The organism is Pseudomonas sp. LBUM1674 (genome assembly GCF_059695635.1).
Genome location: NZ_CP166779.1, coordinates 2,679,449 through 2,706,129 on the forward strand (window position 1 = coordinate 2,679,449; position 26,681 = coordinate 2,706,129).

A 26,681-nucleotide genomic window follows, 5' to 3' on the forward strand; every position below is an offset into this window, starting at 1 on the left:
GAGATGGCTCTTATCCACCACCAGGGGACACCCGCCATGAGCAACCAGCCAGCAGAGATCGCCCACTACATTCACGGCCGCGCAACGCCAGGTACTTCAAGCCGCACGCAGAACGTCACCAACCCCGCCACCGGTTCGGTCATTGGCCAGGTGGCGCTTGCCAACGCCTCTGACGTCGACGCGGCGGTGAAGTCGGCAGCGGGCGCCTTTCCAGCCTGGTCGGCGCTACCGCCGCTGCGCCGCGCCCGCATCATGTTCAAGTTCCTGGCGCTGCTCAACGAGCACCGCGACACCCTGGCGCGGATGATCACCGCCGAGCACGGCAAAGTCTTCACCGATGCCCAGGGCGAAGTGACGCGGGGCATCGAGGTCGTCGAGTTCGCCTGCGGTATCCCGCAACTGCTCAAGGGCGACTACACCGAGCAGGTCTCCACCAATATCGACAACTGGACCATGCGCCAGCCGCTGGGCGTGGTGGCCGGCATCACGCCGTTCAACTTCCCGGTGATGGTGCCGATGTGGATGTTCCCGGTGGCCATCGCCTGCGGCAATACCTTCGTGCTCAAGCCCAGCCCGATCGATCCTTCGCCCGCGCTGCTGATCGCCGAATTGTTCAAGGAGGCCGGACTGCCAGACGGTGTGTTCAACGTGGTACAGGGCGACAAGGAAGCGGTGGATGCGCTGCTGGATCACCCCGACGTCCAGGCCGTGAGCTTTGTCGGGTCTACGCCGATCGCCAACCACATCTACGAAACGGGCGCCCGCCACGGCAAGCGCGTGCAGGCACTCGGCGGGGCAAAGAATCACATGGTGGTGATGCCCGATGCCGACATCGACCAAGTGGTCGACGCGCTGATCGGCGCGGCCTTCGGCTCCGCCGGTGAACGCTGCATGGCGATCTCGGTGGCGGTGTTTGTCGGTGATGTCGCCGATAAGGTGATGCCGAAACTGGTGGAGCGCACCCAGACACTCAAGGTGCTCGAGGGCATGAACCTGGCGGCCGAGATGGGCCCGATCGTGTCGCACGCGGCGCTGCAACGCATCACCGGTTACATCGAACAAGGCGTCAGCGAAGGTGCTGAGTTGCTGGTCGACGGGCGTGGCTTTGACGGCCAGCAAGCCGGTGCCGATTGCGCGCAGGGTTTCTGGCTCGGCGCCACGGTGTTCGACCATGTCACCGCGCAGATGAAGATCTATAAAGAAGAGATTTTTGGCCCGGTGCTGGCGTGCATGCGGGTGAAGGACTTTGCCGAGGCTGTCGATCTGGTCAACTCGCATGAGTTCGGCAATGGCACCGCTTGTTACACCCGCGACGGCCACATTGCGCGTGAGTTCGCCAGCCGGATTCAGGTCGGCATGGTCGGCATCAACGTGCCGATCCCGGTGCCCATGGCGTGGCACGGTTTCGGCGGCTGGAAACGCTCGCTGTTTGGTGACACCCACGCCTACGGCGAGGAGGGTGTGCGCTTCTACACCAAGCAGAAGTCGATCATGCAACGCTGGCCGAACAGCATTGCCAAAGGCGCTGAATTTGCGATGCCGACCTCGAAGTAGGCATTGCGCTTTACAGGTTTGGGATGGAGAGCGGGTGGGATGGCGGCAGGCACGGGCTGCACGTCATCCTTTTTCCCCAGGGAGCGAATTTTTCTCGCTCCCGATTTTTTCGCAAAGGTGAACCGCTATGCCACTGCTCAAGTTTGACATCATCCAGGGCCGCAATGACGCGCAGCTCAAGGCGCTCCTGGATACGGCCCATCAGGCCATGGTGCAAGCCTTCGAAGTACCCGCCAGTGATCGCTACCAATGCGTCACGCAACATCGTCCAGGGGAATTGGTGCTGCACGACACGGGGCTGGGTTACACGCGCTCGGCCGATGTCGTCTTGCTGACGGTGTTTTCACGGCCGCGTTCAGAGCAGCAGAAAATCGCGTTCTACCGGTTGCTCGCCGAAAAGCTGCAAGCCGACTGTGAACTGTCGCCCGACGACCTGATCGTTTCGCTGGTGGAGAACGCCGATGCCGACTGGTCCTTCGGCCGTGGCAGGGCGCAATTCCTCACCGGGGAACTCTAGGCTCCCGCAGCCTGCTTGCAGTCAACCGCGCACATTTCTTACAGGTGGTGTCATGTCCAATCCTCTGCTGTCCTTGTTGAACATCGAACTTGCGATCATTCAATCGCCCATGGTTGGCGTTTCCACCCCAAGGCTCGCAGCCGCGGTGTCCAGCGCCGGTGGGCTGGGCTCCATCGGCATCGGCGCGAGCAATGTCGAACAGGCGCGGGCCATGTTACGAGAGACGGCCGCCCTGACGGACAAGCCCTTCAACGTCAATCTGTTTTGCCATCAGCCTGCGGTTCATGACTCAGTCCGGGAATCGGAATGGCTGAATGTCCTGACTCCGTTTTTTGCCGAGTTCGGCGCCGTTGCGCCTGCCTCGCTGCGTGAGATCTACACCTCATTCGTCGAAGATCCGGGGATGCTGCAGATGCTGCTGGAAGAAAAACCGGCGGTGGTCAGCTTCCATTTTGGCTTGCCCCCGCAACCGGCGATCGATGCCCTCAAGGCCGCAGGCATCATCTTGTTGTGTTCGGTGACCCACCTGGCCGAAGCGCGGTTGGCGGAACGCGCCGGGGTGCATGCCCTGGTGGCTCAAGGTTACGAAGCCGGTGGGCATCGCGGGGTGTTCGAGCCAGGGCAGGACACTGAAATGGGAACCTTCGCGCTGGTACGTGTGCTGAGCGCTGAATGCAGCCTTCCTGTGATTGCGGCGGGCGGTATCATGGACGGCGCGGGGATCAACGCGGTGATGCAACTGGGCGCCAGTGCCGCGCAATTGGGTACGGCATTTATCCTCTGCCCGGAATCTTCTGCCAACGGCGCGTATCGTGAGGCCCTCAAAGGTCCGCGGGCACACCAGACCCAGGTCACCAGCGTCATTTCCGGCCGTCCCGCCCGGGGCATGGTTAATCGCAACTTCACGTGCCTTGAGGTGACGGGCACTCTGCCGGCTTATCCGTTCACTTATGACGCCAACAAGGCGCTCAACGTGGCGGCCAGCGCCCGCGGCAACACTGATTTTGCCGTGCAGTGGGCCGGGCAGGGCGCACCCCTGGCCCGAGAGATGCCGGCGGCGGCGTTGGTCAAGCTGTTGGCCGCGCAAATGACATTCTGACTCGATACAGGGAGCGTTCCAGGTCCGGACGGCACGTACCGGCGGTCGGGCTGCAGGAATCTTCCGTGATAGCCGTACTCGACCGTCTGATAGGCAATTGCTTATTCAATGGCGGTGATTTCCGCCCGGGGCACTCGCAATGATATCGGTCGAAGAATTCAGGACCCAATCCCACGCACTACTGATCGAACTGGACGCCGCCACGATGGGCATGATGGTGCTGGTGTCATCCCGCTGTGTTTCAGGGCCGGCGTGGGACGATGCGACCAAGAGACATCACGATGCCTATGAGCTCTGGAATAACTTTCTCAATGTGCCTGATCCAGCCCTGAACCGGGCTACTCACTGACATCCATCACCCTCTGACTAAGGACGATTTCGGGGCGACCTTGCGCTTCAGCGCAACGATCGGAACGCCGTGCGCAGTTCCTCGGTAAACAGTTGCGGCTGTTCCCAGGCCGCGAAGTGGCCACCCTTGTCGGCTTTGTGAAAGTAGATCAGGTTGCCATAAGCACGTTTGGCCCAGCTCTCAGGCGGATAGTAGACGTCATCCGGAAACACCGTGACGGCCACCGGTAGCGTGATCTCGGTGGTTTTCTGTGCAGCCGAAGAAAGCGGGCTGCGTCCCATGTTCTCCCAGTAGAGCCGTGCTGCCGAGGCGCCGCTGTTGGTCAGCCAGTACAACGTAATGTCATCCAGCACTTGATCCCTGGTCGGCGACTGCCGAGGGTCGGCGCCGTACGTCCATTTGGCAAAACCTGGATGCACCAGCAACAGCGCCGCGAGGAAGGCCGGCGAATCCGTCGCGCCATAGCCCATCATCTGCGGCCGCGCCGCCATCATCGTGCTGTAAGCCAGGTTGCCCTGTTTGACGAGGGTGGCGACGGCGTCGAAAGTCGCGCGTTCCTCCTCGGAGAATCCGGCCGGCGCCGGCCCGCCGACAGCGAGTGCTGCGCCTGCTTCTGGCGGTATCGTCGCCGGCAGGTTGAGGTGGATGCCGCGCAACCCCGACGGTGCCTGGCGCGCCATCGCGCTGGTGATGGGGCCACCCCAGTCGCCACCCTGCGCCACGTAGTGGGTATATCCCAGGCGCTGCATCAGCTGCGCCCAGACCCGCGCGATGCGATCCGGGTCCCAACCAGTGCCATCCGGCTTGCCGGAGAAGCCGTAGCCCGGAATGGACGGAATCACCAGATCAAATGCATCGGCGGCGTTGCCTCCGTGCGCGGCCGGATCGGCTAGTGGACCGACGACCTCGATGAACTCGAACACCGAACCTGGCCAACCGTGGGTCATGATCATTGGCAGCGCCTTCGGACTGGGCGAGCGCACCCAAATGAAATGGATATCGACCCCGTCGAGGGTGGTCATGTGCTGCGGCAACGCATTGAGCTGCGCCTCGGCCTTGCGCCAGTCGTAGTCCGTGCCCCAGTAGCGAACCAGCGCCTGCAACTGCGCCAGCTGTGCGCCCTGTGAGCGATCGGCAACCGTCTCCTTGTCCGGCCAGCGGGTCGCGGCGATGCGGGTGCGCAGGTCGGTGAGGTCCTTGTCCGCAATGGCGACGTGGAAGGGGCGAATGGCGTTGGCGTCGTCGGTGGGCGCTGTACTGGTGGGGGGCGCAATGGAAAGCGAAAGGGCCGCCAAAACGACCGCGAATAGGTGCTTCATCTTCACTTCCTCGGTTGAGGGGCGGATGAGTGATGCCGTGCTCATTTCTAATGTAGACCAAGCGCACCAAAACTCGGAAGCATCCTACGTCCTTATCGGAAACGGCCTATTTCAGCCGCGGACGCCATCGTGAAAGCTTGCGGGCGCTTGAGCGAGGGTGGACATAACGCCTCCCTGTCAGTCCCACACAGACCAGGAACGTCTGAACATGTCCAGCCAATTGCCCATCTTCTTCGACCACAGCCGGCACAAGCTCAGCGTCTATAACTTCGACGCGACCCTCGACGTCCTGGCCTTCCACGGCGAAGAACAGCTGAGCCAGCCGTTCCACTACGTCGTCGAATTCACCAGCAGCGAACAGGACATCGCCGCCGACCAGTTGCTCAACCGCGAGGCGCAGTTCAGCCTTCACCCCGTGCCGCGCAAGCTCACCTTCCTGACCCGGGACATCCCGATCAAACCGCTGCGCACCTTCAACGGTGTGATCACCGGCTTCAAACGCCTGTCCGGCTCCATCGACGAAGCCCGCTACGAGATCACCCTGCAACCGCGCCTGGCACTGCTTGCCCGCGGCCAGCAGTTCCGCCTCTATCAACACCAGTCGGTGCCGGAAATCGTCGAACACATCCTGCGCAGCCGACACGACTTCCGGGGCGAGGACTTTTTCTTCAAGCTCACGCGCGACTACCCCAAACGCCTGCAAGTCATGCAATACGGCGAAAGCGACCTGGCCTTCATCGCCCGCCTGCTGGCCGAAGTCGGCATCTGGTACCGCTTCACCAGCGACGAACGCCTGCACATCGACGTCGTCGAATTCCATGACGACCAGCTGCATTACCAGTCCGGCATCGAGCTGCCGTACCGCCCACCCGCGGGATTGAGCAGCGAGCAGGACGGCGTCTGGGCCTTGCAAACCCAACACCAGGTGGTGGAACGCCAGGTCAACATCCGCACCTATCAGCACCGTGACGCCCGCGCCCACCTGGACGGCGAGATCGACCACACCCGCGGCGCGACCACCACCTACGGCGAGGCCTACCACTACGCCGAACCCTACACCGCCCTCGGCGACCGCTACCAGTTCTACGAAGACCTGCCGCCGGAAACCGGCTACTTCTACGCCCGCCTGCAACACGAACGTTACCTCAACGATCAGACCCGCCTCAGCGGCACCAGCAGCAGCGCGACCCTGGCCCCCGGCCAGGTCCTGAAAATCTCCGGCGGCGCGCCCCAGGCCTTCGCCCCCGGCACGGTGATCACCCGACTCAGCACCCGCGCCGCCCGCGATGCCAGCTTCGAAGCGCAGTTCCAGGCCATCCCCTATTCGGAAAGCGTGTGCTTCCGCCCGCCACTGCTGGCCAAACCGCAAATCGCCGGCACCGTCCCGGCCCGGGTCAGCAACCCGCAAAAACACGACCCCTACGCCGAAATCGACGTCGAAGGGCGCTACCGCGTGCAGTTCCTGTTCGACCGCGACACCTGGAAACCCGGCCAGGAAAGCATGTGGCTACGCCTGGCCCGTCCCTACGCCGGCGACACCCACGGCCTGCACCTGCCGCTGATCGCCGGCACCGAAGTGGCGGTGGCCTTCGAACAGGGCGACCCGGACCGCCCCTACATCGCCCACGCCTTGCACGACAGCCAGCACCCGGACCACGTGACCCTGCGCGCGCGCAATTACAAGCGCAACGTGCTGCGCACGCCGGCCAATAACAAGCTGCGGATGGAGGACACCCGGGGGGAGGAGCACGTCAAGCTCAGTACCGAGCACAGTGGCAAGAGCCAGCTCAATCTCGGGCATTTGGTCGATGCCGAGCAGAAAAAACGTGGCGAAGGGTTTGAACTGCGCACCGATGGTTGGGGGGCGATTCGGGCGGGGAAGGGGCTGTTTATCAGTGCCGATGAACAAGCCAAGGCCCACGGTCAGCAACTCGACATGACCGCGGCTATTGAGCAACTGGAAAGCGCGCTATCGTTGGCCCGTTCCCTGGCCAATGCCGCCCACAGCGGGCAAGCGACTCCTGGCGATACCGACAGCCAGGCCCGCTTGAACCACGCTCTCAAGGGGTTGGCGCAACCGGGGCTATTGCTGCAGGCCCCGGCGGGCATCGGCCTGGTCAGTCCCGAAGCCCTGTGCCTGTCCTCCGGAAGCGCCAGCGTGGGTATCATGGCTGCGTACAACGCCGACATCAGCGCCGGGCACGACATCACCGCAGCGGCGGAAGGCGGCATCAGCCTGTTCGCAAAACGCGCCGACCTGAAACTCAAGGCGGCCAAAGGCAAGGTCGAGCTGCACGCCCAGGGCAGCCACCTGCACGCCCTGGCCAAGACCGACATCAAGATCGAAAGCGTGGAAGGGCGCGTGGAAATCAGCGCGCCGGACGAACTGCTGTTCCGCTGCGGCGGAGCCTACATTCGCCTCAAAGGTGGCGAGATCGAACTGGGCGCGCCCGGCAACATCTACCTCAAGGCGCCCCATGTGCAAAAGCTCGGCGGCGCCAGCCTGGACACCCCGGCCACACCCCTACCGGCAGGTTATGCCGCCCGCTACACCGTGAAAGACGGCGCCCAGACGCCGGTACCGTTCAGCCGCTATCGGATCACTACCCAGCAAGGCGAGGTGTTTAACGGGGTGACCGATAAGGATGGCCAGACGATGAGTGTGCATACCCTGGTGCCGGGGGATCTGAAAATCGAGTTTCCGGATTCAGAGCAATGGATCAGCTTTTCAGCTCCACTTGACCTGAATTATCAAGGCATCAAGTGCACCGCCACGATGGATGATGGCTCGGTCCTGCAAGGTGAGTTCGACGGTGAAAACAAAGCGAATTTTTATTCTTTTGCAGGGAAGTCGTGCGTGAAATTCGAGGTGGAAAACCTGGATAACCTGAATAGCCAGGAAAGTGTACTCAGTGGTGCACAGAGATTGTTAAAGGAGCTTGCGGAGTAAATATTATGGATTCTTTTTATCGGTACTACCTGGCTCAAGAAGTTCATCCTGTAGATGATGAGGTTTTGAAGCCGGCCCTTGAAAGCTTTGAGGGCGCAGCGCTTAAATTTTCGGCAGATTTTATAAGCGATGCGAAACAGCGAGAAAACTATAATCGTAATGTGAAGAGGGTCAAGGCAGAGGTCTTGTCGCAAGTGAAGGCTGGCAATGTGTCGGTGAAAGAGGCCGCAGAGTTCTGTTACGAAGCGCGAAACAAGATTATGGCGGAAATCAGAGACAAGACCTCTGCGCACGGTTTGGCTATTGCGCAAAAGAAGAAAATTATTTCGCCGGCTCTAGAGCAGTTGCTGGATGAGAAAGCAGTAAAGAAATTTGGTAAGGGATTTGCGGAGCTCGGTACTACCCAAAGAAATTTTATGTATTACGAAATCGTCGAATCATCTGCTAGGCCAGACGCTAAATTTAATACACTCAATAAGGTTTTGAATGTTTCGGGTAAGGTTTTAATAGTCGTTACAATCGCGTATGCAACGTATGAAATTGCTAACGCCGAAAACAAACCCAAAGAGGCGATTAAGCAAGGAGTTATAATTGGTGGCGGTGCAGCCGGAACCGCTTTGGCGGGCTTGGCTGTATCACCTTTATGCGGGCCAGGTGCTCCGTTTTGTGCAATCGGATTGATGCTGGCTGCTGGAGTGACATCAGGTTGGGCTGCCTCTAAGCTGGTTGGCAAATTTGATGATGAGCTTGAAGAGTTTGCCCAATGGAAAGTTCATTAAGCATTAAATAAATTTCTGAGGAGGCATGTTGGAATTGAATCCAGCGACTTGGCCGTTATTACTTAAAATGTGTTTCCTGTTGGGGCCGTTTTTCGTTATGTTTGTCGGAATGGGCATGATTACATATATGGCATACCGTGACTTGGATAAAGTGCTTGACGGGTTTTCACAAAGTCAAATAATCACTTCTTATGCTGAGTCGTGGAAGGGAGGTTCGTTGGTCGCTCGCTATACGGTTATGTCCATTGTAATCAGTGCTGTTCTTTGGCCTGGAATGCACCTGAGAAGGGGGCATCTTAATGCAGATGAGCTCAATAGAGTTCCTATTCCTATCAAACGGCGTATGCAGGTTTCAGCAGGAATTCTTATATTCGGTTTTATATGGTTTGCTGGTTTTTTTGTTCTGGTAAACCTATTTGAGTGATTTCCGATGGCGGCTTATTTTAAGTTTTCCGAGGAGATGTACAGGGAGGTGATGATTTTTTTTTGGTTAAGCTGTTTTTGGGGGTCGTCATATAAATAGCCATTTATGGCGTTCGAACTGAATAGTAGTTGATGATGTTTAAGGGTGGGCAGTTCTCAAGCGTCGGCGAAATGACTCTGGCTGTTGGGAGGTGTTGTCGGTTTAAATTTTTCGGCTTGGCCATTGCTGCTTAAAATGTTTCTCATGTTTGGGCCGTTTTTTCGTGATGTTTGTCAGAATGGCATGAAATTGGCCAAAAATTTCAATGCAAAGATTGTCTGTATCATCCCTCAGGATAACTCAATGTCGTTAGTGCTTATAAAGTTATTTTTGGTTTTTGGGCCGCTTTTAATTGGTTTTATAGGTATTGGTATCAACTGCTATGTCGCATGTCGAGATTTGAATGCAATTTTGGATATTTTCAAGAAGAGCTATATCGTAACTTCTTATGGGAATATATGGGGTGGTGGTTCATTTTCTGCGCGCTGTGTACTCGCATCTATAATTTCTGGAGCCGTACTTTTCCCTAAAAAACATATCCGAAATGGGACGCTTGATCCTGAGGAGCTCGCTTGTTTGCCTGCCTCAATAAAATTACGCATGAGATGGTCAGTGGGGCTCATGTTTGTTGGGGTTATATCGCTTGTTGGGCTTGTTGTCGTTGCTGAATTTTTAAAGCGGTTAGCTGGGGCTTAGGCTTGGTATTTGCCCGGAGATACATTGGGGGGGTAATGAGTTTTTTGTTGGCTAAGTTGTTTTTTGTGCTTGCACCGCTGCTGATCAGTTTTATTGGTGTAGGCATAAATTGTTACATTGCTCGTCGTGATCTCGATGTAGTGCTGGATATTTTTAAAAACAGTTACGCTGTAACATATTATGGAAGGATGCCGTCCGGGAAGTGGACGTTCGCTACGCGCCTCTCCCTAGCTTCTAAATTGTCGGGGACCATTGCATGGTCGAGCAGATATGTTCGGCATGGAATGCTTGATCCTGAGGAGCTTGCTCGGTTACCAGTATCAATAAAGACACGGATGATGTGGTCTTCAGTGTTTTCGGTCAGTGGATTTATAGCGATGTGGGTAGTTATCATTGTCCTTGAGATTTTCAACTAATGAGCGAATCAATAATAGAAGCGCTAGTTAATAACTGCTAAGTTTTTAAAGGGTTGGCTGGGGCTTTGGCTTGGAGGTTCTTAGGCCTCGTCCATTTCGGTTATGCCCTCACTGAAGCGCGGTTGCTGCCTGCACGGCCTCAGCGGGTCATCGAGTTCCTGCTGAAATAACTTGAGAATGCTTGAGGATCGGCCCCCTTGGAGAAAGGGGGCCAGTGCAACACATCACTCACGCACATTCTGATAAAGCATCAACCTCGACGTTTCATGCATCCCCCGAGTCAACTCCACCAGGCGCTTGAACTCGTCCGGGTTTTTCTCGGCCACGTTGTCCAGCGGGGTCTTTGAAGCCAGGTCGTGGAGCGTCGGCGAGCTGCCGTCGTGTTCCATCTGCACCATATAGTGCTGAGTGACGCCGGCAATCAGCGGGAAGGTGCCTTCGCGCAATACCAGCGGCACGACACGTTCACCCTCGGGGGCGGGTTGCTGGATGTCACGGCCCATGCCGCTGTTACGGAACTCGAGGCCGGCCATGCCTGCGACGGTGGGCAGCAAGTCCACCAGCCCCACGGCTTCCTTGACGTTTCGCGTGCCGAGCAAGCCCGGCGCGTGGATGATCATCGGCACTGCGTTGCTTTCCAGGCCCAGTTGCTCATAGGCCGGGGCCAGGAACGGGATCTGCGCGATGCGGGTGTTGTGATCGCCAAACAGCACGAAAATGGTGTTGTCGTACCAGCCGCCTGCTTTGGCGATTTCCATCAAGCGACCGATGTTGAAGTCCAGCAAACGCACTGCGTTGTACTGCTCGACACTGCGCGACCCTGCGGCCTGTACTTCCTCCAGGGTAGGGTGCTTGACCTCGAACCCGTCATTGGTCTTCGGAATGGTGAACGGACGATGGTTACCGGCCGTCTGTACATAGGCAAAGAACGGTTTGTCCTTGGGCAGTGCTTGCAGGATCTGGTCGGTTTCCTTGAACAGGTCCAGGTCGGAAATGCCCCAGACATCTACCACCGGGGACTTCCAGTCGCGCTCTTCGAACAGGCGAACGCCGTCGATGCTCTGCCGGATCAAGGCATTCATATTGGCCCAGCCGGAGTTGCCGCCAATGGTGTAGAGCTTCTCGTAACCGGTGAAGGCGTTGATCAGGGTGTGTTGTTTGGTGATCAGTGGATTACGGGTCGCGGTTTCCTGGCGAGTGACGTCAGGCACCCCGCTGATGCTGGCCCAGACAGTTTTCGCGGTTCCGGTTACCGGCACATAGAAGTGCTCGAAGAACCAGCTCTGGGTGGCCAGGCGATCGATGTTCGGCGTCGGATTGAGCGGGTTGCCATAGGCGCCGACGGCGCTGGTACCCAGCGACTCAAGCATGACGAACATCACGTTCGGTGGCCGGGAGCCCGGTACTTTGTAAGGTTGTGGTGCCTGGTGACGGACGAAGTTAAGCGCCTGAGGATCGGGCTGGTCTACGCCCAGGTAGTTGGCCATGACCGAGTAGTGCTCGCGCACTTGTTCTTTGTCATAGCGCGACTGGCCGACCTTGACCGTGTCGTAAAGGAAAATCACCGGGTTCAGGCCCAGTGCAGCGACCTGGTTGTTACCCGAGAAGAACGCATCGCTCCAGCGCAACGGGACCGGGTTTTCCAGGTTCATGTTCTCGACACGGCCCAGAATACCCAGCAACACCACCACCACCATCAACGCGCTGCCCCATGTGACGGCGAGGGGGTGGATGACTTTGCGCGGGCGGTCCAGGGTCACGCGTTCCAGGCGCACCAGGGCCAGGGTCACCAGGGCGACGGTCGCCAGCCAACCGAGTGAAATCCAGATGACCGGGTAGGTCTGCCAGACCATGTCCCGGGAGATTTGCGCATCATCGATGAAGCGCAGCACGGTGGCGTTGATTCTCACGCCCAGGTACGCGTAATGGCCGAAATCGATGATGTAGATCAGCAGCATGACGCTCAGGATCGCGGCCAGGTACACCCGTGCGATCCGACGCAGCAGGCGGCTGGTCGTGAGGTTCCAGCGCGGGATCCAGGCCAGCAACGCCACCGGCAACATCGCCAGGATGGCCAGGCGCAGATCGAAACGAAAGCCGATGCCCAGGGTTTCCGGCACGGCCGGTTCAGCGCTCAACGCGTTGGCGTCAAAGCCGGAAAAGCCGAAGAAGAACACCACCCGCAGCAGTGCAAACAGCGCAAACGCAGTCGCTGTCGCGCCCAGCCAGTAATGTAAACGTCTCGATTGCAGCCAACCCATCCATGTTCCCCTGTCAAAAAAAATCGTTGAATCTCGAATGGATCCCGGTCACGCCGAACGGCGCAAAGTGTTGAGCCGGCCAAAGATCCAGCCCAAGGCCAACACCAGCAGTGCCAGGCAGCAGTACAGGCCCAGCAGCGGATCAACCAGGTAATCCCAATAATTGTGCGAGGGCTTGATGCCGACGATGAACGCCAGGGTCGCGCCGGCCAGCATCACGACGGCCAGGTAGTTGCGCAGGTAAAACAGGCCGAGTGTCAGCAGTGCGACGAACACCAGCATCGGGCGCGGGCTGAAGCCGAACCGATAGGGGTCCAGGTCGCTCAAGCCCAGGGTGGCCGGGTACAGCGCCAGGGCCAGCACGGCAAAGAGGATCAATACGCCGGTTTGACCTTGCTGCGCGGGCGGCAGGACGTCCATTCGACGCAAGCAACCCCAGGCCATGAACACCAGGGTCGTGACCGCGAGGTCATCGATGTGGCTGCGCAAGTACGCGGCCAGTGTCAGTCCGTCCAGCGGGATGAAGCTGACGGCCAGCAGGGCGAACAACAGTGCGACGCGCCAGGCCTTGTTCAAGCCAAAAGACGGCAGCAGCAGGAAGAGGATCATTGCGAAGCTGATATGGGCTTGCCAGAGGTTGATCAAGGGGCGCGCTCCGACAGCCAGGCATCGTTGAAAGTCACGTGCTTGATGAATGTGTTGTTCCAGGAATACACCAGGTGATACAGACCGTCTGGACTGCGGATGAAGTAGGGGTATTCATATTCGAATTCGCAGCCCTGGCTTTTGCAGACCCGGGTGTCGAGGTTGCTCAGGAACTGTGCTTCCAGCGGTTGGCGGAGAGCGCCACTGGAACCGCGAAATTCCTGACCGATGATTTCCTTGTAGGCCTCGGGTGAAAACGGCGCACCCAATGGATCAGGCGATTTGTCCAGGTCCCGAAGCGAGCGCCAATCGTCCATCTCTGCGTCGGTACCGTACAGGCTCAGCTTGAAGCGCCCTTCCTGCAGGTCATTGAGCGCTACCAGCAACCCGTGTTCGGGCGTCGCGACAGCCGCCAGCGAGGAGTTCGGATTCGATGGGTCGAGCGGGTAGGGTTCACTCCAGGTTTGCCCGGCATCTTCAGTGCGGGTCGCCAGCACCCGGTGGTGGACGTTGCCGGCGTAGCGCAGCAAGGCCACACCGCGCTGCCCATCCAGTGGAACCACCGTGGGTTGCAGGGAGTTGTTGCCATGGCTGATGCGGTATTTATCGATCACATTGCCGTCCGCGCTCAGGTACAGGTACTCGGCGAACTTGCCGAGAAACTCGTGATAGACCGGCAGGCCGATCGAGCCGTCGGCATGAAACACCGGTGCCGAGCGGACCAGGGTGCTGATATTCAGGAAGGGTGAAGTGATCAATTGGCGCGGTTCGGACCATTGCCGACCAAAGTCGTCCGAGACCATCACATTCACCGCACTGCCGGCCCAGCCGCCCATGGACACGGACACGTAGAACAGCCAGAGGCGATTGTCCGGCGCGAGTGCGACCACCGGGTTGCCCAGCTTGCGAATGTATTTGCGGGTGCCCTGTTGCGTCGAGTCCCGCGTCGCCAGGACCTGTTCCGCACCCCATTCGCCGGATTTCGCGTCGAAGCGGGCAGAGCGCACCTGCACGTCGGCGGCGCCTTCGCGAGTGCCGGCGAACCAGACCGCCATCAGGCTGCCGTCAGGCAAGGCGGTGACCGCCGAGGAATGCACGAAGTCCACCAGCCCGGACGAGGCGAACCGGCTGGTATAAATGGGCTTGGCCACTTGATCGGCCATCGCCATGACCGGTTTCATCAGGGCAAAGGAAGAATGTACAGGGGCCGGGTGGCTGAACCATGCGCCCGCAAACAGGCAGGCAAGGGCAAGGTAGGCACCGAAGGCAGGAAGACTGGGAAGATTGATGCGCATAATTAAGGCAGAAGAGCATCTCATGGCCCGGGCAAGCGCCGTAACCTATCACTAGTAGTCGACAGCTCGGTGTTTAACGAGTCGTTGAATTGTAAGCAAATGTTTGTAGGATCTTTATCGACCGAAAACGGCAAATGCGGCACCTTGTAGCGCCAGTGTTTGCGGCGTTTAACCGGTGTTTGACCGTCAGTCTGAAACACAGTTTCCGGAGGCAAACATTCCCGGGTTTCGTCCGTTCTTGCCGCTGCGGCATCATTTAGCCGTTCCCGGGTCTCGTTTCTTCTCCAGCGCTTGGCGTTTTTCCCTGCTCAGGTACAGGCTCAACAGCACCGAGGCCAGGATGATGCCGGCGACCAGCGCCAGCGACCATTGGATCGGCACATGAAACCACGGCATGACCAACATCTTGCCGCCAATGAATACCAGCACGATGGCCAGTCCGTATTTGAGCAGATGGAAACGCTCGGCCATGTCGGCGAGCAGGAAGTACAGGGCGCGCAAGCCCATGATCGCAAAGATGTTGGAGGTGAACACGATGAAGGGGTCGGTGGTGACGGCGAAGATCGCCGGGATGCTGTCGACCGCGAATATCAGGTCGCTGGCCTCGATCAGGATCATCACCAGAAACATCGGCGTCGCCCAGCGTACGCCGTCAAGCAGCACGAAGAACCGGTCCCCGTGAAAGCCGTCGGTCACGCGCAAATGACTTCGCAGCCAGCCCAGTAACGGGTTCCTGGCCAGGTCGGGCTGCTGATCGGCGAAGACCAGCATCTTGATCCCGGTGATCATCAGGAACGCGCCGAAGACATAAAGCAGCCAGGCGAATTGCGACACCAGCCAGACCCCGGCGAAAATTATCAGGGTGCGCATCACGATGGCGCCCAGCACGCCATACAGCAACACCCGGCGCTGCAACTCCGGCGGCACGGCGAAGTAGCCGAAGATCATGACGAAGACGAACATGTTGTCGATCGAAAGCGATTGCTCGATCAGGTAGCCGGTGAGGAATTCAAGGGTTTTGCGCTGGGCAACCTGCGCGCCGAAGCTGTCGTTCAGGTACCACCAGAGCAGGGCGGCGAAAGCCAGCGCCAGGCCGCTCCAGGCGATGACCCAGGACAGCGCCTCGCGGACGGATACTCGATGCGCCTTGCGTCCGCCGAACACGAAAAGGTCCAGTGCCAGCATGCAGACGATGAAGGCGATGAAGCTGGCCCACATCCAGGGTTCGCCGATGGTCATGGGGGACATGCGATTTTTCCCGACTGATCGAGGCAGGTGCAGGTCATGCTATCGATCAGGATGTATCAGGAAAAATCGTTTATTTTTTGTCGATTCTTCGTTTTTTTCGAAGTGTTGTTGGCCTCAGCGAGCTGGCCCGTCGCGGCACGCATGCCCCTCCATCGCGCATGGATAAGCAGATGGATGTGCTTAAATCCGCGCCAGCGCCTGGCTCAGGTCCGCACGCAGGTCCTCCACATCCTCGACCCCCACCGACAGACGCACCAGCGCATCGCCGATACCCAGCTGCGCACGGGTCTCGGCAGGAATGGTCGCGTGGGTCATGATCGCCGGGTGCTCGATCAGGCTTTCCACTCCGCCCAGGCTTTCGGCCAGGGCAAAGATCTGCACACTTTCGAGGAAGCGTCTGGCACCGGCCAGGTCGCTGTTCAGGTCGAGGGAAATCATCCCGCCGAATCCGCGCATCTGCTGCCGCGCCAGTTCATGCTGCGGGTGCGATGGCAGCCCCGGATAATAGACGCGCGCCACCTGGGGTTGACGCTCCAGCCATTGCGCCAGCTCCAGTGCGTTGCTGCAGTGGCGCTCCATGCGCAGTGCCAGGGTTTTCACCCCGCGCAGGGTCAGAAAGGCGTCGAACGGCCCGGCGATAGCGCCCACCGCGTTCTGCAGGAAACCCAGGCGCTCGGCCAGCTCGGCATTCTGACCGACCACGGCGATGCCGCCGATCACGTCGGAGTGGCCGTTCAGGTACTTGGTGGTCGAGTGCAGCACGATGTCGAAGCCCAATTCCAGCGGGCGCTGTATCCACGGGCTGGCGAAGGTATTGTCGGCGACACAGATGATGTCCCGGTCACGGCAGATGCGCGCGATGGCCGCGAGGTCGGTGAGGCTCAGCAACGGATTGCTCGGCGTCTCGACCATGACCATGCGCGTGTCGTCCTGCAGCGCCGCTTCGAAGGCCGCCAGGTCTGAGAGGTCGACGAAGCTGAAGCGATGCCCGGCGCTGCGCCGGCGCACTTTGTCGAACAGGCGGAACGTACCGCCGTACAGATCGTTGCCTGAGACGATGTGCGCGCCGGTGTCGAGCAGTTCGAGCACCGTGGAAATCGTCGCCAGCCCGGAGGCGAAGGCGAAGGCCTGGGTACCGCCTTCGAGATCGGCGACACAACGCTCCAGGGCAAAGCGCGTCGGGTTGTGCGAGCGTCCGTAGTCGAAGCCCTTGTGCACGCCGGGACTCTGTTGCAAGTAGGTGGAGTTGGCGTAGATCGGCGGCATCAGCGCCCCGGTGGTGGGGTCCGGCACCTGCCCGGCGTGGATTACCCGGGTGGCGAAGGCGCGGGGTGCGGTGGTGTCATCGTGCTGACTCATGTCAGGGATCTCCGTAAATGATTGAGCAGGTCGACCCGGGTAATCAGGCCGTGGAAGCCCGACGCGTCGGCGATGATCGCCACCAGCCCGCGGTCGAGCTCGGCTTGCAGTTCGGCCAGGCTGGCGCCGGGCGGCAGGGTTTGCACCTTGTCGGTCATCGCGCTGGCCACGCTCATGCGAAAGTGCGAGGGATCTTCCTGCATGCCGAGCAGAATATCGGACTCGTCGATCACCCCGACCAGCCGCTGGCCGTCCACCAGCACCGGCAGTTGCGACACATCCGCCAGGCGCATGCGCTGGAACGCGGTGAGCAAGGTGTCGTCCGGGCCGACGCTGATCACCCGGCCATCCTCGAAGCGCCGCGCGATCAGGTCGCGCAGATCGTCATAGTGCTTGTACTGCAGCAGGCCCTGATCGTTCATCCACTGGTCGTTGTAGACCTTCGACAGGTAGCGGGTGCCGGTGTCGCAGACAAAGCTGACCACCCGCTTCGGTTCGGTTTGCTCGCGACAGTAACGCAGCGCCGCGGCCAGCAGGGTGCCGGTCGAAGAGCCGCCGAGAATGCCTTCGGCGCGCAGCAACTGGCGGGCGTGATCGAAGCTTTCTTCGTCGCTGATCGAATAGGCCTTGCGCACACTGGACAGGTCGGCAATCGAGGGGATGAAGTCTTCACCGATGCCTTCCACCGCCCAGGAGCCGGGCGTGCCAAGGGTGCCGCTGCGGCTGTACTCGGCCATCACCGAACCGACCGGGTCGGCCAGCACCATCTCCAGGTTCGGCTGCACGCGACTGAAGAAGCGGGTCAATCCGGTCAGTGTGCCGGCGGAGCCGACGCCGACGACGATGGCATCCACATCATGTTGAGTCTGTGCCCAGATCTCCGGCGCGGTGCTGCACTCATGGGCCAGCGGGTTGGCCGGGTTATTGAATTGATCGGCGAAGAAGGCATCGGGAATCTCACGGGCCAGTTTCGCGGCAACGTCCTGGTAGTACTCGGGATGGCCCTTGCCGACGTCGGAGCGGGTGATGTGCACCTCGGCCCCCATGGCCTTGAGGTGCAGGACCTTCTCGGTGGACATCTTGTCCGGCACCACCAGCACCACCCGGTAGCCCTTGGCCCGGCCGACCAGGGCCAGGCCCAGGCCGGTGTTGCCGGCGGTGGCCTCGACGATGGTGCCGCCCGGTCGCAGGCGGCCATCGCGTTCGGCGGCGTCGATCATCGCCAAACCGATGCGATCCTTGATCGAACCGCCAGGGTTCTGCGATTCAAGTTTGAGAAACAGGGTGCACGGGCCGGTATCGAAGCGGCTGATACGCACCAACGGCGTATTGCCAATCAGTTCGAGCACGGCGGGGCGGGAGTCGTTCGGCATGTTGTCACCTCGCTGCAAAAATCTGCACTGGATGGGACAGCAACCCGCGGCGAGTTTTCGCGCGCCGGTCGCAAGCAAATGCGTCGTTTGGAACATAGGCCGGGATTGCCCCACTCGCAACCGCGCACGGCCAATTGGTAGCGTCGTTGCCGAAATCTTGGGGCCTGCCGTTAGTCAGCGATAGCCGGGTGACCGGCAAGCGCCTACTACCCTGAGGCAAAGGCCATCTTCCCAGGAGGCACCATGAACAAGGACACAGCCGGTTCGCAACAGGCAACGGAGGAAGCTGACCTTCGCCAAGGGCGCCTCGCTGGATGCCCCGGCATGCCTGTTCAACGCCAGCCTCGAAGGCAACACCCGCCGGGCGATCGATATCCGCCAAAGTGACAGTCTGAATCAAGCTGCGTTGAAGGCGCTGATTCGCGCCGCCGTGGCGCTCAACAGTTCGAAGCGATCAGACGCTCGCAGCAAAGCGTCTGAATGAATGTTCCAGCGTCTTCATCCGGACACGGATATTGGCCATCTGGATCCCCTTTTGGCCAACCCCGCACTGTGATCCGCCAAGGCTGTCGGCAAGAATCAGGACCGGGCGCCGATTTACACGCGCCAGTAAAACCACCAACAGCCTTTTTTGCTCCTTGAATTTTGCAGGCCGCTGCCGTGTACAGAACATAAAAACCATCGAGCTATCGCCACACTTGGGGAAACAATCCATGGACACGATGAAACGCATACTGGGCGTCACTGTTTGCGGGCTGACGCTGCTGGCCGGCGCAGTTCAGGCCGAACAGCGCGAATTGAGGGTGTACAACTGGGCGGACTACATCCTGCCTTCGGTGCCCAAGGACTTCGCCCAGGACACCGGCATCAAAGTGACCTGGGACACCTTCGACACCAACGAGTCCCTGGAAGCCAAGCTGCTGACGGGTAACTCGGGATACGACCTGGTGGTGCCGTCGAACCAGTTCATCGAAACCCAGATCAAGGCCGGCGTGTTCCAGAAACTCGACAAGTCGAAACTGCCGAACTGGCAGCACCAGGACCCGGCACTGCTCAAGCTGCTGGACAAGAACGACCCCGGCAATCTGTACGGCGTGCCCTACATGTACGGCACCGTGCTGATCGGCTTCAATCCGGACAAGGTCAAGGCCGCCTTGGGTGAGAATGCGCCGGTGGACAGCTGGGACCTGGTGTTCAAGCCCGAGAACATGGAGAAGCTCAAGGCCTGTGGCGTGGCCATGCTCGACTCACCCTCGGAAATCCTGCCGCTGGCCCTGCATTATCTGGGGCTGGACCCCAACAGTCAGAACCCGGACGACTACGAAAAAGCCAAGGCGCTGATGTTGAAGATTCGTCCCTACGTTACCTACTTCAACTCGGCCAAGTACATGACTGACATCGCCAATGGCGATATTTGCGTCGCCATCGGCTACTCCGGCAGCTTTTACCAGTTCGGCAATCGCGCCAAAGAGGCCGGCAACGGCGTGGTCGTCGATTGGCGCCTGCCCAAGGAAGGCGCGCCGATCTGGTTTGACACCTTTGCCATTCCTAAAAGCGCGAAGAATGTCGACGAGGCCCACGAGTTCCTCAACACCTTGCTCGACCCCAAAGTCATCGCCCCGATCAGTGACTTCCTCGGTTACCCCAATGCCAACAAGGACTCGATTGCGTTGATCAACAAGGAGATCACCGGCAACCCGAACCTGACGCCGACCAGCGAGGCGTTGAAAACGCTGTATGTCGTTCAACCGCTTCCGCAGAAGCTTGAACGCGTGCGTACCCGCGTCTGGACCAGTATCAAGTCCGGTAGCTAAGCGTCACCCTGAGTCTGTGGCGAGCGAGCTTGCTCCCGCCGGGTCGCTAAGCGGCGCCAAATAACGCCTGCTGCGGCAGGGCGCGGATTGCCCGGCGGGAGCAAGCGCCCTCGCCACAGGTTAGCCAGTCAAGCGCGGAACCTGTGGGAGCGAGCTTGCTCGCGATCGCGGCGGAGCGGTCGATATAGCTGTTGAATGATCAACCGCTATCGCGAGCAAGCTCGCTCCCACACTTGATCCCGTGACGGGCACGGGATTGGTGTACGCCCGTGATGACCTGTAGGAGCTGGCTTGCCAGCGAAAGCGATGGGTCAGTTGACATATTTATCGCTGAACGGACGCCTTCGCTGGCAAGCCAGCTCCCACAGAAGGCGTCTCCAGCCCCAGCGCGACAGCGTGACGTCGAAGATGGGGCAGCCCCTCCTGCGGTTCCAGGCATCAGAACGTTGGGGTGTATTTCACGCTGAACATGACGTTTCGCGGGTCACCAAAGTTGTTGTTGCCATTGAGCTGGTTGTACCCCGCGGTGTAATAGTGCTTGTCGAACAGGTTGTTGGCGTTCAGCGCCAGGGCGATCTCCGGGGTGAGTTGATAGCCGAGGCGGGCATTCCATACGGTGTAGCCGGGCACCTCATACGTGCGTTCGTATCCCAGGGTGTGGCTTTGGGTGGTGAAACCCAGGCCGGTGCTGACACGGCTCCAGTCGCCACTGAACTGATAGTCGCTCCAGACCCGCAGCATGTGTTTCGGCGTCCACTGGCTGAAGACGCTGCCTTCGTTGACCGGATCTACGAGGTATTTGGTGGTGTTGTAGGTGTAGCCGGCGAACAGTTGCAGGCCGCTGAGCACTTCGCCGCTGATTTCCGCCTCGATCCCCTGGCTGCGAACCTTGCCTGAGGCCGTCGAGCAGTACCAGCCGTCGCAGGCGAAACCCGAGGCGACGTCGTTGACCGCTCGATTCTCCTGGTCGTAGCGGAACACCGCCAGGGACGTATTGACCCGGCCCTCCAGCAGCTCGCCCTTGAGACCGATTTCGTAGTTGCTGCCGATCACCGGCTTGAGCACCGAGCCGCTCGTGGTGCGTGCGGTCTGTGGTTCGAACACGTCGGTGTAGCTGGCATAGACCGCCCATTCGCGGTTCAGGTCGTAGACGATGCCGGCGTAGGGCGTGACTTCCCCGGTTTCGTTGGTGGTGCTTGGCAAGTCGTCGATAGCGACGCCGCTGAACGCGGCCTGGGTCGCCGACTTGTAGCTGTAGTCGTACCAACTGACCCGGGCGCCGAGCACCAGGGTCAGCGGCTCGAACGGCTTGACCCGCCAGCTGCCGTACAGGCCTTTTTGCCGGATGTCGTATTTGCTCGGGGTCGCCCGGCCTCCGGGGGTATTGAGCAAACCGTCGTAGCTGATTTCAGGCCGGTCATGATCGATGCCGAAGATCGTGTCGCTGCTGTCATTGAAGGTTCGCGCGAAACGGTCGTCCGAGGTCAGCTTGGAGTAATTGCCGCCGAGCATGATTTCCTGCTCCATGGACAGGGCTTCAAAGCGTCCGGTGAGGTTCATGTCGAGGCCGATCTTGGTGGCGTCGAAGTCCGACACGAAATCGGCGTATTGCACGCCGCTGCCATCGGCATTGAGGCCGTCGTCGATGGTTTGCAGCCGTTGGTTTTTCGCCTGGTTGTCTTCCGTCATGCGCACCGCGCCGACCTTGAAGGCCCAGTCGTCGTTGAAACGGTGCTCCAGATCGGTGTAGACCGTGGTGACATCGATATCCGAATGGTTCCAGTGCGCACCGGTGTAGGTCGAACGCGACACGTCGACCGGGCTGCCGTCAGCGTAGCGGGGCAGGCCGCGGATCATGGGGCGCGACTCGCCGTCGGAGTGGCTGACGGCCAGGCCCAGCGTGGTGTCTTCGCGCAGATCGAAGTCCAGCGCGCCATACAACGAGTGGGTCTTGCTCCATTCGTAGTCGATGAAGGATTGGCTCTGGTCTTCGTCGGCGACGAAGCGGCCACGCACGGTGCCGGTCTGGTTCAGCGGTCCGCCGGCGTCCAGTTGCAGGCCGTAATGATCCCAGGAACCGGCCTTGCCGGTGAGGGTCACGGTCGGTGCGTACTGGCCGCGCTTGCGCACCAGATTGATTGCACCGCCGGGGCTGCCGGTGCCCTGCAGCAACCCGGACGCACCACGCAGCACTTCCATGCGATCGAAGAAAATCAGGTCCTGGGTGGCCCAGTTGCCCAGCGCGTAGGTGTTGCGCGGGATCGGCACGCCGTCGTACTGCCAGTCATCGATCTGGAAGCCGCGCGAGGTCAGGATCATGCCTTTGCCCACGCCCTGGACGCCGACCAGTCCGGTGGTCTGGTTGGCTGCATCTTTAAGATCGGTGAGGCCCTGGTCGTCCATCTGCTTGCGGGTCATCACGGTGACCGACTGCGGAATTTCCTTGAGGCTGTGGGTGCCCTTGCCGATGGTCACCGCCCGTGCCGCGTAGGAGCCCGAACCTTCGGTGGTGGCATCGACACTGCGTTCGACGATGTTGGTGACTCCCAGTTGCAGCGTGGCGTTGCTGTCCGTGGCCGGTTCGACACTGAAGTTGCCTTGCTCGGTGACGCGCAACTGCAATCCACTGCCCGTCAGTGCCCTTTGCATCGCCTGGGCGGCGGGCATCTGGCCGATCACCGCCGGTGCCTGTTTGCCCTGCACCAGCGAGGGTTCCAGGGAAACGATATGTCCGCTCTGGCTGGCGATGGCATTCAGCGTGCTGGCGAGGGGACCGGCCGGCAGGTTGAAGGACAGCTCTTGGGCCTGTGCCAGGGCAGGGCTCGCCAGGGCAATGGCAGCGGAAAGGGTGTGAGGCCACGGGTTGAACACAGCATTCTCCTGATCGTGTGGAAGTGTCAGGAGATAGGTGGGGCGAGAAATGAAAACCGGACACGAATGAGAGTGATTTTCAAAAAAAATTCACCTGCACGATTATTTCGCCCGTATCAGCGTCAACCAGGGGCTATAGCGATCCACGCGTATCGGCAGGGTTTCGGCCAGCGCGGTGAAGGACCGGTCGGGGTCGTCGAGCGGGAAAACACCCTGGACACGCAAGTGGCGAACCTCGGGTGCAACCCGCACAAAACCGCGGCTGTACGGGCGCAGCGCCTCGACAACCTGCTCCAGTGGTTCGTCCAGCACGTTCAGCCGTCCGCTGAGCCAGTCGGCACGATGGCGCTGATCGCCGGCAACGACGCTAATCTGCCGGGCAGACAGCAGGGCTGACTGACCTTCTTGCAGGTCCAGCGTGGTGCCGTCGAACAACCGGGCTTGAACCGAATGCTGCAGCACGACCACGCGACTGGCGTCCTGCTCCTGAGCCACCAGGAAACGCGTGCCCAGTGCGCGTATTTCACCCTGGGCGGTGCGCACGCGCAGTGGACGCCGGGGATCGGCCGCCACCTGAATCATCAGTTCGCCGTGACGCAGTATCACCAGCCTTTGCTGGTCGTCGAACTGCAGATCCACCGCGCTGTCGGCGTTCAGGCTCAGGCGGCTGCCGTCGGCCAGATCGAAGTCCTGGCGTTGGCCGCGCCCGGTGTGCAGATCAGCCAGCAGTGAGTCACCCAGCGGGCTGCGCGCACCCAGCCATAAACCGCCACCGAGCAGGCCCAGGCCGGCGATCACACGCAACGCGTCACGTCGCGAACCATGGGGCTGCAACAGCAGTTGGCGCGCTTCGCCGGCCTGGCCTGGCACGCGTCGATCCAGGGCGCGCACCGTGTCGAAGGAACCACCGAGACGGTCTTGCAATGTCGCCCAGGCCTGCGCATGCGCAGGGTCCATCGCAAGCCAGGCGTTGAAACGCTCTTGCAGCGCGGCATCGGGTTGGCCGGCGCGCAACCTCACCATCCAGTCAATGGCCTGCTCGCTGACGGAATCCAGGCGCGTCTTGTTCATGGCGTCATCTCGCTGAGGTAGCACTGACGCAATGCCTGTTTCATGTAGCGGCTGACCGTGCGTTCCGACAACCCGAGCTTTTGCGCAATGGCCACGTAACTCAGCCCGTCCAGTTGGCTATAGAGGAAGGTCGCCTTGACCACCAGCGGCAAGCCGTCGATCGCCCGGTCGATGGCGACCAGCGCTTCAATCAGCTGCAACTGTTCTTCGGGGGAGGGTGCCAGCGCCTCCGGCACAGTGGACAGGCGTTCCAGGTAGGCCAACTCCAGCTTGCGCCGCCGATGCCGATCGAAAATCAACCGGCGGGCAATGGTGGACAGATAGGCGCGAGGCTGTTCGATGCTGTCGGGGTCGACACGGGCTGTCAGCATCTGGCAAAACGTATCGGCGGCCGTGTCCTCGGCGTCCGCGTGGTTGCGCAGGCGTCGCTGGATATGCTGCAGCAGCCAGCGATGATGGTCGCTGAAAAAGAAGCCCAGCTTGCTGGTCGGAGGAGGTTGCACCGGTGGCTTTCCAGATGTGAGTGTGAATCGTTCTCAATCTTACCTGTGAGAGGATCGCCACTGCAATCTCCGGGTTTGCAAACGCGTTGGCGTGTGATTCGTCTGAAAAAAATAAAAAGCCGCGGCCGCGATCGCGGCGCATGAGACATCTTGGAATTTTGAGCTAATGTCTAATTGTTCTCCTCGCCAGTCGCGGCCCAATCAGCTCGTCCCTGACGTGCTGGCGAGGTGGACGCCCCCTGAGTCATTCGCTAGTTACCATCCGCCACCTTGCGTTCAATCTCGGCAATTTTTTTACTGAGCTCCTCAGCGTCCTGCTCCTGGGTCCGAGTGGAAGAGGGCGTAATGCTTTCATCCACTCCCTTGGTGTCGCTGTCCCTGTCCTCAAGATCTCGTTCCACCACATTGACCGGCTTGCCGGACGTATCAGTGGGCGGGGCGTTCGACGTTGCTGGGGATTCGACGTCGTTGTCGCGGTCATCGTTGTTCATCGCGCTTACCTCGGTTGGCCTACACATTGGATACGGCACCAACGGTCGAGTTCGAGATTTTTTTATCGCCGCCTTTACACCTCTTGTCGGCCCTCATGAACCTATGTCGCAGGCGATAGCTCCATTCACAAAATAACGCTCACAAAACAACTATGGAATCGCGCGGCCATGAACTCATTCAGAAACCTGCTGACGCAGGTCGAGGAGCGACGACTTTGTGCATTGGATGGCTGGCATCGGGCGCTGGAAAACATCGCGCTGCGCATGGAATCTCCCGATGCCTACCATGAAGAGCTGCTACGACAGTCGGATGAGATGGATCGCCAGGGGATCGTCAGTTGGGAAGAGTGGCGCGACCTGCGAATCGAGGCGGATCAGGCGTATCTGCGAGCGGTTGCGGGCGAGGACTATCACTGAGGGACGCATGGATGAACAGACACCTGAAGTTTGGCATGGAAGAGGAATACTTCATCACCGACCTGGACTCCCGGTGCATGTGCGGCAAGCCCCCCGGCGCTGCGATTGACGCGTGCAAGGCGGTGCTGGGCGATTGTTTTGCCCATGAGATGTTCCAGGGGCAGATCGAAGTCGCTTCCCCGATCTTCACCAGTCTTGCGCAAGCCTCGGAGTACCTGGGGACTACTCGCCAAAAGTTGCGGCTCGCGCTCCAACCCTATGGTCTGGGATTGCTCACCGCCGGCAGTCATCCTTTGGCCGATTGGCGTACGCAACAGGCCACAGAGCAAACGCACTTTCTCAAACTGTTCGAAGATTACCAGCACGTCGCCCGGCGTAGCCTGCTATCCGGTCTGCACGTGCATGTTGAAGTGCCCGGTCATCTGGATCGCATTCAAGTGATGAACGAAGTCTTGCCATGGATGCCGTTGTTGTTGGCACTGAGCAGTTCCTCGCCTTTTTGGAACGGCGCCGACAGCGGCTTCATGAGCTATCGCCAGACGGCCTGTGATGAGTGGCCGAGGATGGGTGTTCCAGAGTACTTCGAAGATCAAGGTGCCTATGACGCCTACGTCGACTTGCTGATCCGTACCGGCGCCATCCGCCAGGCCAGCGAATGCTGGTGGGGTGTACGACCCGCCACCCGGTTTCCGACCCTGGAGCTGCGGATGACGGATGCCTGCCCGCACCTGGAGGATGCCTTGTGCATTGCCGCTCTGTTTCGATTACTGGTTGCCTGTGCCATCGATCAACCCCGCCCGGGATCGAGCTGGTCACAGCAATCGCGATGGATCCTCCAGGAAAATCGCTGGCGGGCGAAACGAACCGGAACCCGCGCGTCTTTCATTGTCCAGGGTTACGACCGGCCTTTCTCTGCCGAGCAGTGGCTGTTCATGGCAGAGCAGATCTTTGGCGATGCAGCGCAGGCAATGGGCGTGGAGGAGGTCTTTTCCCAGGCGCGCCGGATTCTCCGGGACGGTACCAGTGCCGAGCGACAGCGCAACCTCTACGAGCAAGTCCTGGGTAGCACCGGGGATGCGCAGGCCGCGCTGGCGGGTGTGGTGGATCAGTTGCTGATGGAGACGGCGGAGCAACCGTGCATCAGCAAGGACCCGAATCGAGCAGTGTGTGAATCATGACCCGAACTCAGCG

At 60.0% G+C, this 26,681-nt stretch carries 22 protein-coding genes and 1 pseudogene; 12 read left to right on the forward strand and 11 right to left on the reverse strand.

The features are described 5' to 3' along the window. Positions 1-36 precede the first annotated feature (36 nt). From ACA067_RS12510 to ACA067_RS12520, 3 genes are all read left to right on the forward strand, one after another. A complete protein-coding gene (locus ACA067_RS12510) occupies positions 37-1,554 on the forward strand; it encodes a CoA-acylating methylmalonate-semialdehyde dehydrogenase (protein ID WP_497462039.1) in 1,518 nt (505 codons plus the stop codon). Between the two features lie 127 nt (positions 1,555-1,681). Further along, positions 1,682-2,071 (forward strand): tautomerase family protein, encoded by a 390-nt coding sequence (locus ACA067_RS12515; RefSeq protein ID WP_497462040.1) that lies wholly within the window; start codon positions 1,682-1,684, stop codon positions 2,069-2,071. A gap of 52 nt (positions 2,072-2,123) precedes the next feature. After that, entirely contained in the window at positions 2,124-3,170 is a 1,047-nt protein-coding gene (locus ACA067_RS12520) for an NAD(P)H-dependent flavin oxidoreductase (protein ID WP_497462041.1), read from the forward strand. A 396-nt stretch (positions 3,171-3,566) separates the two neighbouring features. Here the strand turns inward: ACA067_RS12520 and ACA067_RS12525 are convergent, their stop codons facing one another. Then, a complete protein-coding gene (locus tag ACA067_RS12525; protein WP_497462042.1) occupies positions 3,567-4,838 on the reverse strand; it encodes an epoxide hydrolase family protein in 1,272 nt (423 codons plus the stop codon). Positions 4,839-5,046: 208 nt separating this feature from the next. Between ACA067_RS12525 and ACA067_RS12530 the strand changes: the two genes are divergently transcribed. The 5 genes from ACA067_RS12530 (at position 5,047) to ACA067_RS12550 (ending at position 10,142) form a co-directional block, all read left to right on the forward strand. Beyond that, positions 5,047-7,788 (forward strand): type VI secretion system Vgr family protein, encoded by a 2,742-nt coding sequence (locus tag ACA067_RS12530; protein WP_497462043.1) that lies wholly within the window; start codon positions 5,047-5,049, stop codon positions 7,786-7,788. Between the two features lie 5 nt (positions 7,789-7,793). Beyond that, entirely contained in the window at positions 7,794-8,567 is a 774-nt protein-coding gene (locus ACA067_RS12535; RefSeq protein WP_497462044.1) for a hypothetical protein, read from the forward strand. Positions 8,568-8,592: 25 nt separating this feature from the next. Further along, positions 8,593-8,991, forward strand: a complete 399-nt coding sequence (locus tag ACA067_RS12540; RefSeq protein WP_497462045.1) for a hypothetical protein — start codon at positions 8,593-8,595, stop codon at positions 8,989-8,991. Positions 8,992-9,273: 282 nt separating this feature from the next. After that, positions 9,274-9,726, forward strand: coding sequence for a hypothetical protein (locus ACA067_RS12545; RefSeq protein WP_497462046.1), 453 nt, complete (start codon positions 9,274-9,276; stop codon positions 9,724-9,726). 47 nt (positions 9,727-9,773) lie between these two features. Next, positions 9,774-10,142, forward strand: a complete 369-nt coding sequence (locus ACA067_RS12550; protein ID WP_497462047.1) for a hypothetical protein — start codon at positions 9,774-9,776, stop codon at positions 10,140-10,142. A gap of 224 nt (positions 10,143-10,366) precedes the next feature. Here the strand turns inward: ACA067_RS12550 and ACA067_RS12555 are convergent, their stop codons facing one another. The 6 genes from ACA067_RS12555 to ACA067_RS12580 form a co-directional block, all read right to left on the reverse strand. Beyond that, positions 10,367-12,403, reverse strand: a complete 2,037-nt coding sequence (locus tag ACA067_RS12555; protein ID WP_497462048.1) for an LTA synthase family protein — start codon at positions 12,401-12,403, stop codon at positions 10,367-10,369. Between the two features lie 48 nt (positions 12,404-12,451). Next, the gene (locus tag ACA067_RS12560; RefSeq protein WP_497462049.1) at positions 12,452-13,048 is read right to left on the reverse strand and encodes a hypothetical protein; all 597 of its coding nucleotides are present in this window, start codon (positions 13,046-13,048) and stop codon (positions 12,452-12,454) included. Further along, positions 13,045-14,343 (reverse strand): sialidase family protein, encoded by a 1,299-nt coding sequence (locus tag ACA067_RS12565; protein ID WP_497462050.1) that lies wholly within the window; start codon positions 14,341-14,343, stop codon positions 13,045-13,047. Before ACA067_RS12565 ends, ACA067_RS12560 begins: the two co-directional genes overlap by 4 nt. 252 nt (positions 14,344-14,595) lie before the next feature. Further along, positions 14,596-15,591, reverse strand: coding sequence for a TerC family protein (locus tag ACA067_RS12570; protein ID WP_497462051.1), 996 nt, complete (start codon positions 15,589-15,591; stop codon positions 14,596-14,598). Positions 15,592-15,771: 180 nt separating this feature from the next. Then, entirely contained in the window at positions 15,772-16,950 is a 1,179-nt protein-coding gene (locus tag ACA067_RS12575) for a cystathionine gamma-synthase (RefSeq protein WP_497462052.1), read from the reverse strand. After that, complete coding sequence (locus ACA067_RS12580) at positions 16,947-18,323, reverse strand: pyridoxal-phosphate dependent enzyme (protein WP_497462053.1); 1,377 nt, start codon at positions 18,321-18,323, stop codon at positions 16,947-16,949. The genes ACA067_RS12575 and ACA067_RS12580 overlap by 4 nt, the downstream gene beginning before the upstream one ends. 283 nt (positions 18,324-18,606) lie before the next feature. On the opposite strand from ACA067_RS12580, the pseudogene ACA067_RS12585 reads away from it, so the two are divergent. Next, a pseudogene (locus tag ACA067_RS12585) lies at positions 18,607-18,807 on the forward strand (DUF1801 domain-containing protein); the annotation flags it as partial. A gap of 229 nt (positions 18,808-19,036) precedes the next feature. Further along, positions 19,037-20,137, forward strand: a complete 1,101-nt coding sequence (locus tag ACA067_RS12590) for a polyamine ABC transporter substrate-binding protein (RefSeq protein WP_497462054.1) — start codon at positions 19,037-19,039, stop codon at positions 20,135-20,137. Between the two features lie 438 nt (positions 20,138-20,575). On the opposite strand, the gene ACA067_RS12595 is transcribed toward ACA067_RS12590, so the two are convergent. From ACA067_RS12595 to ACA067_RS12610, 4 genes are all read right to left on the reverse strand, one after another. Then, positions 20,576-23,008 (reverse strand): TonB-dependent siderophore receptor, encoded by a 2,433-nt coding sequence (locus ACA067_RS12595; protein ID WP_497462055.1) that lies wholly within the window; start codon positions 23,006-23,008, stop codon positions 20,576-20,578. 102 nt (positions 23,009-23,110) lie between these two features. Beyond that, a complete protein-coding gene (locus ACA067_RS12600; protein WP_497462056.1) occupies positions 23,111-24,079 on the reverse strand; it encodes a FecR domain-containing protein in 969 nt (322 codons plus the stop codon). Continuing rightward, positions 24,076-24,582 carry a sigma-70 family RNA polymerase sigma factor gene (locus ACA067_RS12605; protein WP_497462057.1) on the reverse strand — a complete coding sequence of 169 codons (507 nt, stop codon included), beginning with the start codon at positions 24,580-24,582 and terminating at the stop codon, positions 24,076-24,078. The genes ACA067_RS12600 and ACA067_RS12605 overlap by 4 nt, the downstream gene beginning before the upstream one ends. 251 nt (positions 24,583-24,833) lie before the next feature. Continuing rightward, on the reverse strand, positions 24,834-25,073 hold the full coding sequence (locus tag ACA067_RS12610; RefSeq protein ID WP_497462058.1) for a hypothetical protein: 240 nt from the start codon (positions 25,071-25,073) through the stop codon (positions 24,834-24,836). Positions 25,074-25,241: 168 nt separating this feature from the next. Here ACA067_RS12610 and ACA067_RS12615 point away from each other — a divergent pair, with 168 nt between their 5' ends. Further along, positions 25,242-25,490 carry a hypothetical protein gene (locus ACA067_RS12615; protein WP_497462059.1) on the forward strand — a complete coding sequence of 83 codons (249 nt, stop codon included), beginning with the start codon at positions 25,242-25,244 and terminating at the stop codon, positions 25,488-25,490. Between the two features lie 11 nt (positions 25,491-25,501). Then, positions 25,502-26,668 carry a carboxylate-amine ligase gene (locus ACA067_RS12620; protein WP_497462060.1) on the forward strand — a complete coding sequence of 389 codons (1,167 nt, stop codon included), beginning with the start codon at positions 25,502-25,504 and terminating at the stop codon, positions 26,666-26,668. Positions 26,669-26,681 lie beyond the last annotated feature (13 nt).

Bases quoted from the DNA above. Each gene is read 5' to 3' on its own strand.
- ACA067_RS12515 (WP_497462040.1), top strand. From the start codon at position 1,682: ATGCCACTGCTCAAGTTTGACATCATCCAGGGCCGCAATGACGCGCAG.
- ACA067_RS12510 (WP_497462039.1), top strand. From the start codon at position 37: ATGAGCAACCAGCCAGCAGAGATCGCCCACTACATTCACGGCCGCGCA.
- ACA067_RS12590 (WP_497462054.1), top strand. From the start codon at position 19,037: ATGGACACGATGAAACGCATACTGGGCGTCACTGTTTGCGGGCTGACG.
- ACA067_RS12580 (WP_497462053.1), bottom strand. From the start codon at position 18,323: ATGCCGAACGACTCCCGCCCCGCCGTGCTCGAACTGATTGGCAATACG.
- ACA067_RS12555 (WP_497462048.1), bottom strand. From the start codon at position 12,403: ATGGGTTGGCTGCAATCGAGACGTTTACATTACTGGCTGGGCGCGACA.
- ACA067_RS12535 (WP_497462044.1), top strand. From the start codon at position 7,794: ATGGATTCTTTTTATCGGTACTACCTGGCTCAAGAAGTTCATCCTGTA.
- ACA067_RS12600 (WP_497462056.1), bottom strand. From the start codon at position 24,079: ATGAACAAGACGCGCCTGGATTCCGTCAGCGAGCAGGCCATTGACTGG.
- ACA067_RS12520 (WP_497462041.1), top strand. From the start codon at position 2,124: ATGTCCAATCCTCTGCTGTCCTTGTTGAACATCGAACTTGCGATCATT.
- ACA067_RS12540 (WP_497462045.1), top strand. From the start codon at position 8,593: ATGTTGGAATTGAATCCAGCGACTTGGCCGTTATTACTTAAAATGTGT.
- ACA067_RS12575 (WP_497462052.1), bottom strand. From the start codon at position 16,950: ATGAGTCAGCACGATGACACCACCGCACCCCGCGCCTTCGCCACCCGG.
- ACA067_RS12620 (WP_497462060.1), top strand. From the start codon at position 25,502: ATGAACAGACACCTGAAGTTTGGCATGGAAGAGGAATACTTCATCACC.
- ACA067_RS12615 (WP_497462059.1), top strand. From the start codon at position 25,242: ATGAACTCATTCAGAAACCTGCTGACGCAGGTCGAGGAGCGACGACTT.
- ACA067_RS12545 (WP_497462046.1), top strand. From the start codon at position 9,274: ATGAAATTGGCCAAAAATTTCAATGCAAAGATTGTCTGTATCATCCCT.
- ACA067_RS12525 (WP_497462042.1), bottom strand. From the start codon at position 4,838: ATGAAGCACCTATTCGCGGTCGTTTTGGCGGCCCTTTCGCTTTCCATT.
- ACA067_RS12610 (WP_497462058.1), bottom strand. From the start codon at position 25,073: ATGAACAACGATGACCGCGACAACGACGTCGAATCCCCAGCAACGTCG.
- ACA067_RS12570 (WP_497462051.1), bottom strand. From the start codon at position 15,591: ATGTCCCCCATGACCATCGGCGAACCCTGGATGTGGGCCAGCTTCATC.
- ACA067_RS12565 (WP_497462050.1), bottom strand. From the start codon at position 14,343: ATGCGCATCAATCTTCCCAGTCTTCCTGCCTTCGGTGCCTACCTTGCC.
- ACA067_RS12530 (WP_497462043.1), top strand. From the start codon at position 5,047: ATGTCCAGCCAATTGCCCATCTTCTTCGACCACAGCCGGCACAAGCTC.